Origin of the sequence: Klebsiella sp. 10982, from assembly GCF_048589245.1 — a bacterium.
Lineage (GTDB): Bacteria > Pseudomonadota > Gammaproteobacteria > Enterobacterales > Enterobacteriaceae > Klebsiella > Klebsiella quasivariicola.
This window is the reverse complement of sequence record NZ_JBMAXV010000022.1, coordinates 35,836-52,444: the sequence shown is the minus strand read 5'-3', so window position 1 is coordinate 52,444 and position 16,609 is coordinate 35,836. Positions and strand designations below refer to the sequence as shown.

Here is a 16,609-nt window from a genome sequence, read left to right as displayed (position 1 = left end):
ACGCCATGAGAAACATTAATGTCACTATTAATACCCGCAATACCTTTGTACGTGAATCGCTGGTCGCCATGGTCAACGACCTGACCCGGGATGATATGCAGACGCGTTTTTCCTGGCGCAACGACGACCTGTCAGGCGAAGACATCATTATTTATGAAGCGATCCCCGGCGAAATTTATCTGTGTAATTCGCTGATTAAGAACAGGAAAAAAGGCAGCTCGCTGATTATCCTTCACAGCTATGAGCAGTTGCCGGAAGATGATTTCATGATCAATTGCCTGAAGGGAGTCATTTTTGTTTCGCTGAAAACGGCCAGTATTCCGCAGCTGCTGGCGATCATTAAAAGCGAGCTCCAGCATTGTATGGATCCGTTGGCTATTGACGCCGCCAGCCGGGAACTGAGCTGCGCCAGCTGCCCGCATCGCGTGCTATCGCGATCGCAGACCGCCGTCGTGCACGGCATTCTGGAAGGGCTGGATATGAGTAAAATCGCCGCTCTGCAGCGCGTCACGCCGCGTACTGCCGCCTACCATAAAAATAAGATCATGGAAAAATACCGTCTGAATAATAACCACGACTTTTTCCAGTTTATGAATCTGCTACGTGAACGCTGGTAGGTAAAATAGCGAACACAAAAATAGGATATTCACCAGATGATATTGTCGAAAATCCGAAAATAACAGCAGAATGGAAAAAAAGCGCCAGCGCGGCCAGACATAACGTTAAACTCTGACGCTTCCTCGATATAAAGACGTTCGCGCGCGTTTTTATATAAGAAAAAAGACTACTTAAGAGGAAAACGGATACTTCGTCACATTGCCCCTGACGTGCCTGTCAGGGGTCTTTTTTTCTGCGTGGAATAGCGCCTTCAAGGAAAGCGCGGCAAAATCAGGCTTCCGCTTTCTCGGCTTCCCAGTCCGGCTGGACGTCCTCGTCTGTCAGCAGACCTTCGTTTTTCGACAGCATCGCGGTGGCGATGCCGTTACCCAACACATTAATGGCGGAGCGCCCCATGTCGAGGAAATGGTCGATACCCATCAGCAGCAGGATCCCGGCGACCGGAATATTGAAGCTGGGGATCGTCGCCGCCAGGACCACCAGCGCCGAGCGCGGAACCCCGGCGATGCCTTTCGAGGCCAGCATCAGGGTCAGCATCATGACCGTAATCTCGCTAAAGCTCAGCGGCACGTTATAGGCCTGGGCGATAAACATCGCCGCGAAGGAGCAGTAGACCATCGAACCAACGAGGTTAAACGAGTAGCCAATCGGCAGGACGAACGAGACGATATTGCGCGAGCAGCCAAACTTCACCAGGCGCTCAAGCGTTTTCGGGTAGGCCGCTTCCGAGCTGCTGGTGGTAAAGGCTACCAGCACCGGATCCTTCAGCATGTTCAGCAGACGGAAAACCTCTTTTTTCAGCACCATATAACCGACGGCGATCAGCACCGCGCTGGTTAACAGCACCGCCAGATAGTAGCCGCCAATGAACGAAGCGTAGTTGAGCAGGATCCCCAGCCCCTGCGAGGCAATCACTGAGGAGATAGCGGCGAAGATAGCCAGCGGCGCAACATACATCACATAGCCCGTCACCTTCAGCATAATGTGCGACACCACGTTGAGGGCCGCCACCAGCGGAGCATTAAACTTCTCGCCCAGCGACGCGCCGGCGATACCAAAGAACATCGAGAACACCACGATCTGCAGGATCTCGTTGTTAGCCATCGCCTCAGTGATGCTGGTGGGGATGGTATGCGACAGGAACCCTTTCAGGCTCATGCCGCTGACCGCCAGGCCGGTATCCACGGCCTCTTTCGGCACCGCCAGGTTTAACCCGCTGCCCGGGTGCTGAAAGGTGACGATCACCAGCCCAACGAGAATGGATAACACCGACGAGGTGATAAACCACACCATCGCCTTACCGCCCACCCGGCCAATGGTCGCCGTCTCGCCGAGACGCATAATACCGACCGTCAGGGTGCTGAACACCAACGGTGCGATGACCATTTTGATCAACCGCAGAAACAGATCGGTCAGCAGCGTAATGTTATCCGCCCAGGCGGAGATGGTGGTCGGCGTCGCATAGGCATGGATAGCCGCGCCGGAGAGGATCCCCATCAGCATAAAGATGACGATGAAGAGCGTGAGTTTGTTTGCGTTTGCCACAGCAATGACCCCTGATTATTTAACACGTTGATTTTAAAGTACATCTGTTATTATTATGGGAATGCACTGATTTATTCACCGCATAAATCTAATTAAAGCCTCTCCGGATACAACTGTTTTTTGCTTTTTTAAACTAAAAGTTGATATCACCCCGGAAATCGACAACGAGACCGCCCGGCGTCGCGGTGGTTATCCAGACATTTCTCAACCTTCTTTTCATAATTCCTCCATTTTTACGGCCCCTTCCCTCACTAAACTAGTATCATTCAGCGAAACGCTTCAGGATGAGACCGTAAACTAATGAAAGGCAGTAACATACGTCGTTGGGGCGCCGCGCTGGCGGTAGTGATTATCGCCGGGGCCGCCTACTGGTTCTGGCACGATCGTGGGACGAGCAGCAGCGGGACCCCCGCCGCCGGGCAAGGTCCACAGGGGCCGGGTGGCGCACGCCATGGCCGCTTTGGCGGCGCGCTGGCACCGGTGCAGGCGGCCACCGCCACCGAAGAAGCGGTCCCGCGCTATCTTACCGGCCTGGGTACCGTGACAGCGGCCAATACGGTGACCGTCCGCAGCCGGGTCGATGGTCAGTTGCTGAGCCTTCATTTTCAGGAAGGGCAGCAGGTGAAAGCCGGCGACCTGCTGGCGCAGATCGACCCCAGTCAGTTTAAAGTCGCCCTCGCCCAGGCGCAGGGCCAGCTGGCGAAAGATAACGCCACCCTCGCCAACGCCCGCCGCGATCTTGCCCGCTACCAGCAGCTGGTGAAAACCAACCTGATCTCGCGCCAGGAGCTCGACACCCAGCAGTCGCTGGTGGTGGAATCCGTCGGCACCGTGAAGGCCGATGAAGCGGCCGTCGCCAGCGCCCAGCTGCAGCTGGACTGGACGCGCATCACCGCGCCGATTGACGGCCGCGTCGGCTTAAAGCAGGTGGATATCGGCAACCAGATCTCCAGTGGGGACACCACCGGGATCGTGGTTCTCACCCAGACGCACCCGATCGACGTGGTCTTTACCCTGCCGGAAAACAGCATCGCCACGGTGGTACAGGCGCAGAAAGCGGGCAAAACGCTCAGCGTCGAAGCCTGGGATCGCACTAATAAGCAGAAAATCAGCGTCGGCGAGCTGCTGAGTCTCGACAACCAGATCGATGCCACCACCGGAACCATCAAGCTGAAGGCGCGCTTCAGCAACCTGGACGACGCGCTGTTCCCTAACCAGTTTGTTAACGCCCGCCTGCTGGTGGATACCCAGCAGAACGCGGTGGTGATCCCTGCCGCCGCCCTGCAAATGGGTAACGAAGGGCATTTCGTGTGGGTACTGAACGATGAGAATAAAGTCAGCAAACACAGCGTCACGCCGGGGATCCAGGACAGCCAGAAAGTCGTGATCAGCGCCGGGCTTTCCGCCGGCGATCGCGTGGTCACCGACGGAATCGACCGCCTGACCGAAGGGGCGAAGGTGGAAGTCGTCACCGCCAGCAGCGGCGAGCAGGCACAGCCTGCCCCGCGCCAGAGCGGTAAACACGGAGCGCGTTCCTGATGCAGGTGTTACCCCCAGGCCGCACCGGCGGCCCCTCCCGGCTGTTTATTATGCGTCCGGTCGCCACCACTTTGCTGATGGTGGCTATCCTGCTGGCCGGGATCATCGGCTACCGCTTTCTGCCGGTCTCTGCGTTACCGGAGGTTGATTACCCGACCATCCAGGTGGTTACCCTCTATCCGGGCGCCAGCCCGGACGTGGTGACCTCCGCCATCACCGCCCCGCTGGAGCGCCAGTTCGGCCAGATGTCCGGCCTCAAACAGATGTCGTCGCAAAGCTCCGGTGGCGCCTCGGTAGTCACGCTGCAGTTCCAGCTGACCCTGCCGCTGGACGTCGCCGAGCAGGAAGTGCAGGCGGCGATTAACGCCGCCACCAACCTGCTGCCGAGCGATCTGCCCAACCCGCCGGTCTACAGCAAGGTGAACCCGGCGGATCCGCCGATCATGACCCTCGCCGTCACTTCTTCCGCCATTCCGATGACCCAGGTGGAGGATATGGTGGAGACCCGGGTGGCGCAGAAAATCTCCCAGGTCTCCGGCGTCGGTCTGGTGACCCTCGCCGGCGGCCAGCGCCCGGCGGTGCGGGTGAAGCTTAACGCCCAGGCCATCGCCGCCCTCGGCCTGACCAGCGAAACCGTGCGCACCGCTATCACCAGCGCCAACGTTAACTCCGCGAAAGGCAGCCTCGACGGCCCGGCCCGGGCGGTGACGCTTTCCGCTAACGATCAGATGCAGTCGGCGGAGGATTATCGCCGCCTGATTATCGCCTATCAGAACGGGGCGCCGATCCGTCTCGGCGATGTCGCCAGCGTCGAGCAAGGCGCCGAAAACAGCTGGCTGGGGGCGTGGGCCAACCAGCAGCGGGCCATCGTGATGAACGTCCAGCGCCAGCCGGGAGCCAACATCATCGACACCGCCGACAGCATTCGCCAGATGCTGCCGCAGCTTACCGAAAGTCTGCCGAAATCGGTGAAGGTGCAGGTGCTCTCCGACCGGACCACCAACATTCGCGCCTCGGTACACGACACCCAGTTTGAGCTGATGCTGGCCATCGCCCTGGTGGTGATGATCATCTATCTGTTCCTGCGCAACGTCCCGGCGACCATCATTCCCGGCGTCGCGGTGCCGCTGTCGCTGGTGGGCACCTTCGCGGTAATGGTGTTCCTCGACTTCTCGATCAACAACCTGACGCTGATGGCCCTGACCATCGCCACCGGCTTTGTGGTGGATGACGCCATCGTGGTGATCGAGAACATCTCGCGTTATATCGAAAAAGGCGAGAAGCCGCTGGCCGCCGCACTGAAAGGCGCGGGGGAAATCGGCTTCACCATTATCTCCCTCACCTTCTCGCTGATCGCGGTGCTGATCCCGCTGCTGTTTATGGGCGATATCGTCGGCCGCCTGTTCCGCGAATTCGCCGTCACCCTTGCCGTCGCTATTCTCATTTCGGCGGTGGTCTCCCTGACTCTGACGCCGATGATGTGCGCCCGCATGTTAAGCCACGAATCGCTGCGCAAACAGAACCGTTTCTCGCGTGCCAGCGAGCGTTTCTTCGAACGGGTGATCGCCGTCTACGGCCGCTGGCTGAGCCGGGTGCTGAACCATCCGTGGCTGACGCTCAGCGTCGCGCTGAGTACCCTGGCGCTGTCGATTATCCTCTGGGTCTTTATCCCGAAAGGCTTCTTCCCGATCCAGGATAACGGCATTATTCAGGGCACCCTCCAGGCGCCGCAGTCGGTCTCTTTCGCCAGCATGGCCGAGCGCCAGCGGCAGGTGGCCAGCATTATCCTTAAGGATCCGGCGGTGGAAAGCCTGACCTCATTTGTGGGCGTCGACGGCACCAACCCGGCGCTGAACAGCGCCCGTCTGCAGATCAACCTCAAACCGCTCGACGATCGCGACGACCGCGTCCAGATGGTGATCGGCCGCCTGCAGCAGGCGGTGGCCGGCGTTCCGGGCGTAGCGCTCTACCTGCAGCCGACCCAGGATTTGACCATCGACACCACGGTGAGCCGCACCCAGTATCAGTTCACCCTGCAGGCGAACTCCCTGGAGGCGCTGAGCACCTGGGTGCCGCCGCTGCTCAGCCGCCTGCAGGCCCAGCCGCAGCTGGCCGACGTCAGCAGCGACTGGCAGGACAAGGGCCTGGCTGCGTATATCAAGGTGGATCGCGACAGCGCCAGCCGCCTCGGCATCTCAATGGCCGATGTGGATAACGCGCTGTACAACGCCTTCGGCCAGCGGCTGATCTCCACCATTTACACTCAGGCAAATCAGTATCGCGTGGTGCTCGAGCAGGATACCGAGGCGACGCCGGGCCTGGCGGCGCTGGATAATATCCGCCTGACCAGCAGCGACGGCGGTATCGTGCCGCTGACCGCCATCGCCTCGGTGGAGCAGCGCTTTACCCCGCTGTCGGTGAACCACCTCGATCAGTTCCCGGTGACCACCATCTCGTTCAACGTCCCGGACAACTACTCGCTGGGCGAAGCGGTGGAGGCGATCCTCGCCGCCGAACAGTCGCTGGATTTCCCGACCGATATCCGCACCCAGTTCCAGGGCAGCTCGCTGGCCTTCCAGTCGGCGCTCGGCAGCACCGTCTGGCTGGTGGTCGCCGCGGTGGTGGCGATGTATATCGTGCTGGGGGTGCTGTATGAGAGCTTTATCCATCCGATCACGATCCTCTCCACCCTGCCCACCGCCGGGGTCGGGGCGCTGCTGGCGCTGTGGCTGGCGGGCAGCGAGCTGGACGTGATCGCTATTATCGGCATCATCCTGCTGATCGGCATCGTGAAGAAGAACGCCATCATGATGATCGACTTCGCGCTGGCCGCTGAACGCGAGCAGGGCATGCCGCCGCGGGAAGCGATCTACCAGGCCTGTCTGCTGCGTTTTCGGCCGATCCTGATGACCACCCTCGCCGCCCTGCTCGGCGCCCTGCCGCTGATGCTGAGCACCGGGGTCGGCGCCGAGCTGCGGCGTCCGCTGGGGATCGGCATGGTCGGCGGTCTGATGCTCAGCCAGGTGCTGACCCTGTTCACCACCCCGGTGATCTATCTGCTGTTCGACCGCCTGTCGCTGCACCTGAAGCGCCGCTTCCCGCGTCAGGAAGAGGAGGCGTAAGTGAAGTTTTTTGCCCTCTTCATTTACCGCCCGGTGGCGACGATCCTCATCTCGCTGGCCATCACCCTGTGCGGCATTCTCGGCTTCCGGCTGCTGCCGGTGGCCCCGCTGCCGCAGGTGGACTTCCCGGTGATCATGGTTAGCGCCTCGCTGCCGGGGGCTTCGCCGGAAACCATGGCCTCGTCGGTGGCCACCCCGCTGGAACGCTCCCTGGGACGGATTGCCGGGGTCAATGAGATGACCTCCTCCAGTTCGCTGGGCAGTACCCGCATCATTCTTGAGTTTAACTTCGACCGCGATATCAACGGCGCGGCGCGCGACGTTCAGGCGGCGATCAACGCCGCGCAAAGCCTGCTGCCAAGCGGGATGCCCAGCCGGCCGACCTACCGCAAAGCCAACCCGTCGGATGCGCCGATCATGATCCTGACGCTGACCTCGGACACCTACTCCCAGGGTGAGCTGTATGATTTCGCCTCCACCCAGCTGGCGCAGACCATCGCGCAGATCGACGGCGTGGGTGATGTCGACGTCGGCGGCAGCTCTCTGCCGGCGGTGCGCGTCGACCTCAACCCGCAGGCGCTGTTCAATCAGGGCGTGTCGCTGGACGCGGTGCGCACCGCCATCAGCGACGCCAACGTGCGCAAACCGCAGGGGGCGCTGGAGGACAGCGCGCACCGCTGGCAGGTGCAGACCAACGATGAGCTGAAGACCGCCGCCGACTATCAGCCGCTGATCGTCCACTACCAGAATGGCGCGGCGGTGCGGCTGGGAGATGTCGCCACCGTTTCGGATTCGGTGCAGGACGTACGTAACGCCGGGATGACCAATGCCAAACCGGCGATCCTGCTGATGATCCGCAAACTGCCGGAAGCCAATATTATCCAGACGGTGGACAGCATCCGCGCCCGCCTGCCGGAGCTGCAGCAGACGATTCCGGCGGCCATCGACCTGCAAATCGCCCAGGACCGCTCGCCGACCATCCGCGCCTCGCTGGAGGAGGTGGAGCAGACGCTGGTGATTTCGGTGGCGCTGGTGATCCTCTTGGTGTTCCTGTTCCTGCGTTCCGGGCGCGCCACGCTGATCCCGGCCGTCGCCGTCCCGGTTTCCTTAATCGGTACCTTCGCCGCGATGTATTTGTGCGGTTTCAGCCTCAATAACCTGTCGCTGATGGCCCTGACCATCGCCACCGGCTTCGTGGTCGATGACGCCATCGTGGTGCTGGAGAATATCTCCCGCCATCTGGAGGCGGGGATGAAGCCCCTGCAGGCGGCGCTACAGGGGAGCCGCGAGGTCGGCTTTACCGTGCTGTCGATGAGCCTGTCGCTGGTGGCGGTGTTCCTGCCGCTGCTGCTGATGGGCGGCCTGCCCGGCCGTCTGCTGCGCGAGTTCGCCGTCACCCTGTCGGTGGCGATCGGCATCTCGCTGGCGGTGTCGCTTACCCTGACGCCGATGATGTGCGGCTGGCTGCTGAAAAGCGGTAAGCCCCATCAGCCGACGCGCAATCGCGGCTTTGGCCGCCTGCTGGTGGCCGTGCAGGGCGGCTATGGTAAGTCGTTAAAATGGGTGCTCAAGCATAGCCGGCTGACCGGGCTGGTGGTGCTGGGCACTATCGCCCTCAGCGTCTGGCTCTACATTTCGATCCCGAAAACCTTCTTCCCGGAGCAGGACACCGGGGTGCTAATGGGCGGCATTCAGGCCGACCAGAGCATCTCCTTCCAGGCGATGCGCGGCAAGCTGCAGGACTTTATGAAGATCATTCGCGAAGATCCGGCGGTGGATAACGTCACCGGCTTCACCGGCGGCTCGCGGGTCAACAGCGGGATGATGTTTATCACCCTCAAGCCGCGCGACCAGCGCCACGAGACGGCGCAGCAGGTGATCGACCGGCTGCGCAAAAAGCTGGCCAACGAGCCCGGGGCCAACCTGTTCCTGATGGCGGTGCAGGATATTCGCGTCGGCGGCCGGCAGTCGAACGCCAGCTACCAGTACACCCTGCTGTCTGACGACCTGTCGGCGCTGCGCGAATGGGAGCCGAAGATCCGCAAAGCGCTGGCGGCGCTGCCTGAGCTGGCGGACGTCAACTCGGATCAGCAGGACAATGGCGCCGAAATGGACCTGGTTTACGACCGGGATACCATGTCGCGCCTCGGCATCAGCGTCCAGGACGCCAACAACCTGCTGAACAACGCCTTCGGCCAGCGGCAGATCTCCACCATCTACCAGCCGCTCAACCAGTATAAGGTGGTGATGGAAGTGGATCCGGTCTACACCCAGGACGTCAGCGCCCTGGACAAGATGTTTGTCATCAACAGCGAGGGTAAGCCGATCCCGCTGGCTTATTTCGCCAAATGGCAGCCAGCCAACGCCCCGCTGTCGGTCAACCATCAGGGGCTGTCGGCGGCATCCACTATCTCCTTTAACCTGCCCACCGGCCGCTCGCTGTCGGAAGCCAGCGACGCCATTAACCGCACGATGACCCAGCTCGGGGTGCCGTCGAGCGTGCGCGGCTCCTTTGCCGGTACCGCTCAGGTGTTCCAGCAGACCATGAACGCGCAGGTGATCCTGATCCTCGCGGCCATCGCCACGGTCTATATCGTGCTGGGGATGCTCTACGAGAGCTACGTGCATCCGTTGACCATTCTCTCGACGCTGCCCTCCGCCGGGGTCGGCGCCCTGCTGGCGCTGGAGATATTCGATGCCCCGTTCAGCCTAATCGCCCTTATCGGGATCATGTTATTAATTGGCATCGTGAAGAAAAACGCCATCATGATGGTTGATTTTGCCCTTGAGGCGCAGCGTAACGGCAATCTGGCGCCGGAAGAGGCGATTTTCCAGGCCTGCCTGCTGCGTTTTCGGCCGATTATGATGACCACCCTGGCGGCGCTGTTCGGCGCCCTGCCGCTGGTGCTCTCCGGAGGCGATGGCTCCGAGCTGCGCCAGCCGCTGGGGATCACTATTGTCGGCGGTCTGGTGATGAGCCAGCTGTTAACGCTCTACACCACGCCGGTGGTCTATCTGTTCTTTGACCGTCTGCGACTGCGTTTTTCGCGTCACTCCACTCAACCGGTAAGCGAATAACATGACAGACCTCCCGGCCAGCGTGCGCTGGCAGCTATGGATAGTGGCGTTCGGCTTCTTTATGCAGTCGCTGGACACCACCATCGTCAACACCGCCCTCCCCTCGATGGCCAAAAGCCTCGGGGAGAGCCCGCTGCATATGCATATGATCATTGTCTCCTATGTCCTGACGGTAGCGGTCATGCTGCCGGCCAGCGGCTGGCCGGCCGACCGGGTCGGGGTGCGCAATATCTTCTTCACCGCCATCGTGCTGTTTACCGCCGGGTCGCTGTTTTGCGCCCAGGCCAACACCCTCGACCAGCTGGTGATGGCGCGGGTGCTGCAGGGGGTCGGCGGGGCGATGATGGTGCCAGTGGGTCGCCTGACGGTGATGAAGATCGTCCCGCGCGATCAGTACATGGCGGCGATGACTTTCGTCACCCTGCCGGGCCAGGTTGGCCCGCTGCTCGGCCCGGCGCTGGGCGGGGTGCTGGTGGAGTACGCCTCCTGGCACTGGATCTTCCTCATTAACATCCCGGTGGGGATCATCGGCGCGATCGCCACTCTCTGCCTGATGCCCAACTACACCCTGCAAACCCTGCGCTTCGATCTCTCCGGCTTTGTGCTGCTGGCCGCCGGGATGGCGACCCTGACCCTGGCGCTGGACGGCCAGAAAGGGCTGGGCATGTCGTCGTCGTGGCTGGCAGGCCTGGTGGCCACTGGCCTCGGCGCCTTGCTGCTGTACCTGTGGCATGCCCGCGACAACGCCCGGGCGCTGTTCAGTCTCGATCTGTTTCGCAACCGCACCTTCTCCCTCGGCCTCAGCGGCAGCTTCACCGGTCGTATCGGCAGCGGCATGCTGCCGTTTATGACGCCGGTATTTCTGCAAATCGGCCTTGGCTTCTCCCCTTTTCACGCCGGGCTGATGATGATCCCGATGGTGCTCGGCAGCATGGGTATGAAGCGGATCGTGGTTCAGGTGGTGAACCACTTTGGCTATCGTCGGGTACTGGTTGCCAGCACCCTGGGCCTGGCCGCTGTCAGCCTGCTGTTTATGTGTAGCGCTCTTGCCGGCTGGTATTACGTGCTGCCGCTGATCCTGTTTTTACAGGGCATGATCAACTCCAGTCGCTTCTCCTCGATGAATACCCTGACGCTGAAAGATCTGCCGGACGATCTGGCGAGCAGCGGCAACAGTCTGTTGTCGATGGTGATGCAGCTGTCGATGAGTATTGGCGTGACCATCGCCGGGATGCTGCTGGGGCTTTACGGCCAACAGCATCTGAGCCTCGACGCCGCCAGCACCCATCAGGTCTTTCTCTATACCTATCTGAGCATGGCGGCGATCATCGCCCTCCCGGCGCTCATTTTCTCCCGGGTACCGGATGACGTCGGCAGCAATACCGTTATCCGCCGACGCAACAGGAGTGAATCGTGAAACTTTGGCGCCCGGGCATTACCGGTAAGTTGTTCCTTGCTATTTTCGCCACCTGTATCGTGCTGTTGATCAGCATGCACTGGGCGGTGCGCATTAGTTTCGAACGCGGATTTATCGATTACATCAAGCGCGGCAACGAACAGCGGTTAACCATGCTTGGCGACGCGCTGAGCGAGCAGTACGCCCAGCACGGCAGCTGGGCGTTTCTGCGCAACAACGACCGTTTTATCTTCCAGCTGCTGCGCACCTTCGAACGGGATAATGACGACCGTTCGCCGCCGGGGCACGCGATGAAGCCGGGGCCGATGGAAGCGCCTGGCGCCGGTCCGGACGGGCCGCCGCCGGATGGGCCGCCCGACGGCCCGCGTGACGACGCACGTCCGAGGCCGGAAATGCCGCCCCACGGCTGGCGCACCATGTTCTGGGTGGTCGATCAGTCTGGCCGCGTGCTGGTGGGGCCGCGTGAGCGCGTGCCGGAGGACGGCACCCAGCGCAGCATTGTGGTCAACGGCGTCGAAGTCGGCAAAGTGATCGCCTCGCCGGTGGAGCGGCTGACGCGCAATACCGATATTAATTTTGACCGGCAGCAGAAGCGCACCAGCTGGCTGATTGTCGCCCTTGCCACCCTGCTTGCCGCGCTGGCCACCTTCCCGCTGGCCCGCGGCCTGCTGGCGCCGGTGAAGCGACTGGTGGAAGGCACCCACAAGCTGGCGGCCGGTGATTTTTCCACCCGCGTGACGGTGACCGGCAGCGATGAGCTCGGCCGTCTGGCACAGGATTTTAACCAGCTCGCCAGCACGCTTGAGCGCAACCAGCAGATGCGTCGCGATCTAATGGCCGATATCTCCCACGAGCTGCGCACCCCGCTGGCGGTGCTGCGCGGCGAGCTGGAGGCGATTCAGGACGGGGTGCGGCGCTTTACCCCTGAGTCTATTCCCTCCCTGCAGGCCGAGGTAGCCACCCTCACCAAGCTGGTGGACGACCTCCACCAGCTGTCGATGTCCGATGAGGGGGCGCTGGCCTACCAGAAAACTTCGCTGGATATCATCACCCTGCTGGAGGTCGCCGCAGGCGCCTTCCGCGAGCGCTTCGCCAGCCGGCAGCTGAGCATTCAGGTGTCGCTCCCGGAGCAGGCGATGATTTTCGGCGACCGCGACCGGCTAATGCAGCTCTTTAACAATCTGCTGGAGAACAGCCTGCGCTATACCGACAGCGGCGGCAGCCTGCAGATCACCGCCCGCCGCAGCGGCCGGATGCTGGTCATCGACTTTGCCGACAGCGCCCCCGGCGTCAGCGATGAACAGCTGGCCCGCCTGTGTGAACGCTTTTACCGCGCGGAAGGATCGCGCAACCGCGCCAGCGGCGGATCCGGCCTCGGGCTGGCGATTTGCCTGAATATTGTGGCAGCCCACGGCGGCACCCTGCGTGCCGACCATTCGCCTTTTGGCGGGGTTAGCATTAAAGTTGAGTTACCTCTGGAACATGATTTACCGAGAGACGTATGACTGAATTGTCTGTAGATGAAAACACCCCACGCATTCTTATCGTGGAAGATGAACCCAAGCTCGGCCAGCTGCTGATTGATTATCTGCAGGCGGCGGGCTACGCGCCTACGCTGATCAACCACGGCGACAAGGTCCTGCCCTACGTCCGGCAGACGCCGCCGCACCTGATCCTGCTGGACCTGATGCTGCCCGGCACCGACGGCCTGACCCTGTGCCGGGAAATTCGCCGCTTCTCCGACGTTCCGGTGGTGATGGTGACGGCGAAAATCGAAGAGATCGACCGCCTGCTGGGGCTGGAGATTGGCGCCGACGACTATATCTGCAAGCCCTACAGCCCGCGGGAAGTGGTCGCCCGGGTGAAAACTATCCTGCGTCGCTGCAAGCCGCAGCGCGATCTGCTGGCGCTGGATGCCCAGAGCCCGCTGATTGTCGACGAGAGTCGTTTTCAGGCCTCCTGGCGCGACAAGCTGCTGGACCTCACTCCCGCCGAGTTCCGGCTGCTGAAAACCCTCTCCCAGGAGCCGGGCAAGGTCTTCTCCCGCGAACAGCTTCTCAACCATCTGTATGACGATTATCGGGTAGTGACCGACCGCACCATCGACAGCCACATCAAAAACCTGCGGCGCAAACTGGAGGCGCTGGACGCCGAGCAGTCGTTTATCCGCGCGGTGTATGGCGTTGGCTATCGCTGGGAAGCGGACGCCTGCCGACTGGCGTAGTGAGCCTCTTCCCGGCTCGCGCTGCGCCTGGCCGGGCTACAACTTCACCGTCATCTGCAATCCATATCCCGGGTAAGGCGTTTACGCCGCAACCCGGGAAACTCCATAGCGCCTATCCCGCCAGGCGTTATTAGTGCTGTCAGTGTGAGCACTGCCCAGGTTAAAAATGGCAAACAAATTAGCCATACTGAAAGATACCCATCTGATATTTACTCCCCTTCGCCGCGGCGCTACAATGCCCGCCCTTAATGTGGGGACACTCCCCAACTCGCCGCACCGGGTGCGGCGAATCTGACCTGTCATCAGAACGAGAACACCATGTTTAAACCTGAACTCCTCTCCCCGGCGGGAACGCTGAAAAATATGCGTTACGCTTTCGCCTATGGCGCCGATGCCGTTTATGCCGGCCAGCCGCGCTACTCGCTGCGCGTGCGTAACAACGAATTCAATCACGAAAATCTGCAGCTCGGCATCAATGAAGCCCACGCGCTGGGTAAAAAATTCTATGTGGTGGTCAACATCGCCCCGCATAACGCCAAGCTGAAAACGTTTATTCGCGATCTGAAGCCGGTGGTGGAGATGGGTCCGGACGCGCTGATCATGTCCGATCCGGGTTTAATCATGCTGGTGCGGGAAAACTTTCCTGATATGCCGATCCATCTTTCGGTGCAGGCCAACGCCGTCAACTGGGCGACGGTTAAATTCTGGCAGCAGATGGGCCTGACCCGTGTGATCCTCTCCCGTGAACTGTCGCTGGATGAAATCGAAGAGATTCGCCGCCAGGTGCCGGAGATGGAGATTGAGATTTTCGTCCACGGCGCGCTGTGCATGGCCTATTCCGGCCGCTGCCTGCTCTCCGGGTATATCAACAAGCGCGATCCGAACCAGGGGACCTGCACCAACGCCTGCCGCTGGGAATACAACGTGGCGGAAGGTAAAGAAGACGACGTCGGCAATATCGTCCACAAATATGAGCCGATCCCGGTGCAGACCGTGGAGCCCACCCTCGGCATCGGCGCGCCGACCGATAAAGTCTTTATGATTGAGGAAGCTAAACGTCCAGGCGAGTACATGACCGCCTTTGAGGACGAACACGGCACCTACATCATGAACTCGAAAGATCTGCGGGCTATCGCCCACGTTGAGCGTCTGACCCAGATGGGCGTTCACTCGCTGAAGATCGAAGGCCGCACCAAATCCTTCTACTACTGCGCGCGCACCGCTCAGGTTTACCGCAAAGCGATCGACGATGCCGCCGCCGGCAAACCGTTCGATACCAGCCTGCTGGAGACGCTGGAAGGGCTGGCCCACCGTGGCTATACCGAAGGCTTCCTGCGCCGCCATACTCATGACGATTATCAGAACTACGAGTACGGCTACTCCGTCTCCGAGCGCCAGCAGTTTGTCGGCGAATTCACCGGGGAGCGTAACGGCCCGCTGGCGGCCGTGGCGGTAAAAAATAAGTTCAGCGTCGGCGACAGCCTCGAGCTGATGACCCCGCAGGGTAACGTCAACTTCACCCTCGAGCATATGGAAAATGGCAAAGGTGAAGCCATGCCGGTGGCTCCGGGCGACGGTTATACCGTATGGTTGCCTGTGCCGGACGACCTGCCCCTGCAGTATGCGCTGCTGATGCGCAACTTTACTGGTCAGACAACCAGAAACCCGCACGGTAACTAGTTAATTTGCGTTATTTTTTCACGATGTAAGGATATTAGAATCGGATCACATACCGTTTCGATTGAAACAGGTATCATCCATTTCGCTGAAAAACATAACCCATAAATGCTAGTTGTACCAGGAACCACCTCCTTAGCCTGCGTAATCTCCCTTACGCGGGCTTATTTTTTTGTCTCTCCTTCGGTCCTCGCTTTCGTCATGCGGTACACTTTATGCAACACTGAGCAATAAAGGTTCCCTTGATGATGTCTACGTTTCCAGCCAGCTTACTGATCCTTAACGGCAAAGGTGCCAATGAACCGCAGCTACGCGAGGCGGTTAACCTGTTACGCGACGAAGGGATCGATATTCACGTCCGCGTTACCTGGGAAAAGGGCGATGCCGTGCGCTATATCGATGAAGCCCGGCAGCTGAATGTTGAAACGGTGATCGCCGGCGGCGGCGACGGTACCATTAATGAAGTGGCGACCGCGCTGGTGGAGCGCGGCAGCAACATGGCGCTGGGGATTTTACCGCTGGGCACGGCTAACGACTTCGCCACCAGCGTCGGTATTCCACAGGATCTGGCCAGCGCCCTGAAGCTGGCGATCGTCGGCCGCGATGTACCGATAGATATCGCCCGGGTTAATGATAAAACCGGCTTTATTAATATGGCGACCGGCGGGTTCGGCACCCGGATCACCACCGAAACGCCGGAAAAACTCAAAGCCGCGCTCGGCGGTGTCTCGTATTTAATCCACGGCCTGATGCGTATGGATACCCTGAAGCCGGACCGCTGTGAGATCCGCGGGGAGAACTTTCACTGGCAGGGCGATGCGCTGGTCATCGGCATCGGCAACGGCCGCCAGGCGGGCGGCGGCCAGCAGCTGTGTCCGGAGGCGTTAATTAACGATGGTCTGCTGCATCTACGTATTTTCACCGGCGAAGAGCTGATCCCTGCCCTGTTCAGCACGCTGGCGAATCCGGAAAACTCGCCGAATATTGTTGACGGTGTCTCCTCGTGGTTTGAGATCACCGCCCCCCATGAGATGACGTTTAACCTTGACGGCGAGCCGCTCAGCGGCAAAACCTTCCGTATGGAGCTGTTACCGGCGGCCCTGCGCTGCCGACTGCCGCCCGACTGCCCGCTGCTACGCTGAGGCGGACAGGAGCCCATCGCCCGGCGACGCTGCGCTGGCCGGGCCTATGGTCCGCACATTTTATGTCGCCCGAATAAGCGCCGCGCCAGCCGGTGAGTCAATGTAGGCCGGGTCAGGCGGCAGCCGCCACCCGGCATCAACACCGGTACGGCGACGGATGCCGGTGCAGCTCCTGAGCGGATTAAGGCAATAAAAGGGGTGTGAGCGCAGAGAAGAGATTAACCGACCAGCTACATCCCGGGAATGT

10 protein-coding genes are annotated in these 16,609 nt (G+C 60.7%); 9 read left to right on the top strand and 1 reads right to left on the bottom strand.

Annotation, left to right across the window (positions count from 1 at the left end; all coding sequences use genetic code 11):
- Window positions 1–5 precede the first annotated feature (5 nt).
- Window positions 6–617, top strand: a complete 612-nt coding sequence (locus tag ACKLKD_RS16845) for a helix-turn-helix transcriptional regulator (RefSeq protein WP_025712728.1) — start codon at window positions 6–8, stop codon at window positions 615–617.
- A gap of 271 nt (window positions 618–888) precedes the next feature.
- On the opposite strand, the gene ACKLKD_RS16840 is transcribed toward ACKLKD_RS16845, so the two are convergent.
- Window positions 889–2,163, bottom strand: a complete 1,275-nt coding sequence (locus tag ACKLKD_RS16840; protein ID WP_025712729.1) for a dicarboxylate/amino acid:cation symporter — start codon at window positions 2,161–2,163, stop codon at window positions 889–891.
- Window positions 2,164–2,463: 300 nt separating this feature from the next.
- Here ACKLKD_RS16840 and ACKLKD_RS16835 point away from each other — a divergent pair, with 300 nt between their 5' ends.
- The 8 genes from ACKLKD_RS16835 to yegS all read left to right on the top strand — a co-directional run bounded on the left by ACKLKD_RS16835 (window position 2,464) and on the right by yegS (window position 16,362).
- Complete coding sequence (locus ACKLKD_RS16835; protein ID WP_080897465.1) at window positions 2,464–3,702, top strand: MdtA/MuxA family multidrug efflux RND transporter periplasmic adaptor subunit; 1,239 nt, start codon at window positions 2,464–2,466, stop codon at window positions 3,700–3,702.
- On the top strand, window positions 3,702–6,824 hold the full coding sequence (locus ACKLKD_RS16830; RefSeq protein ID WP_080897464.1) for an MdtB/MuxB family multidrug efflux RND transporter permease subunit: 3,123 nt from the start codon (window positions 3,702–3,704) through the stop codon (window positions 6,822–6,824). Before ACKLKD_RS16835 ends, ACKLKD_RS16830 begins: the two co-directional genes overlap by 1 nt.
- Complete coding sequence (gene mdtC, locus ACKLKD_RS16825) at window positions 6,825–9,902, top strand: multidrug efflux RND transporter permease subunit MdtC (RefSeq protein WP_087805363.1); 3,078 nt, start codon at window positions 6,825–6,827, stop codon at window positions 9,900–9,902.
- 1 nt (window position 9,903) lies between these two features.
- Window positions 9,904–11,319 carry an MFS transporter gene (locus ACKLKD_RS16820; RefSeq protein ID WP_087805361.1) on the top strand — a complete coding sequence of 472 codons (1,416 nt, stop codon included), beginning with the start codon at window positions 9,904–9,906 and terminating at the stop codon, window positions 11,317–11,319.
- Window positions 11,316–12,824 (top strand): two-component system sensor histidine kinase BaeS, encoded by a 1,509-nt coding sequence (baeS, locus tag ACKLKD_RS16815; protein WP_025712734.1) that lies wholly within the window; start codon window positions 11,316–11,318, stop codon window positions 12,822–12,824. The genes ACKLKD_RS16820 and baeS overlap by 4 nt, the downstream gene beginning before the upstream one ends.
- On the top strand, window positions 12,821–13,543 hold the full coding sequence (gene baeR / locus ACKLKD_RS16810) for a two-component system response regulator BaeR (protein ID WP_025712735.1): 723 nt from the start codon (window positions 12,821–12,823) through the stop codon (window positions 13,541–13,543). Before baeS ends, baeR begins: the two co-directional genes overlap by 4 nt.
- A gap of 318 nt (window positions 13,544–13,861) precedes the next feature.
- A complete protein-coding gene (gene yegQ / locus ACKLKD_RS16805) occupies window positions 13,862–15,223 on the top strand; it encodes a tRNA 5-hydroxyuridine modification protein YegQ (protein WP_080897462.1) in 1,362 nt (453 codons plus the stop codon).
- A 242-nt stretch (window positions 15,224–15,465) separates the two neighbouring features.
- Window positions 15,466–16,362, top strand: coding sequence for a lipid kinase YegS (gene yegS / locus ACKLKD_RS16800; protein WP_165931776.1), 897 nt, complete (start codon window positions 15,466–15,468; stop codon window positions 16,360–16,362).
- The last annotated feature ends 247 nt before the right edge of the window (window positions 16,363–16,609 follow it).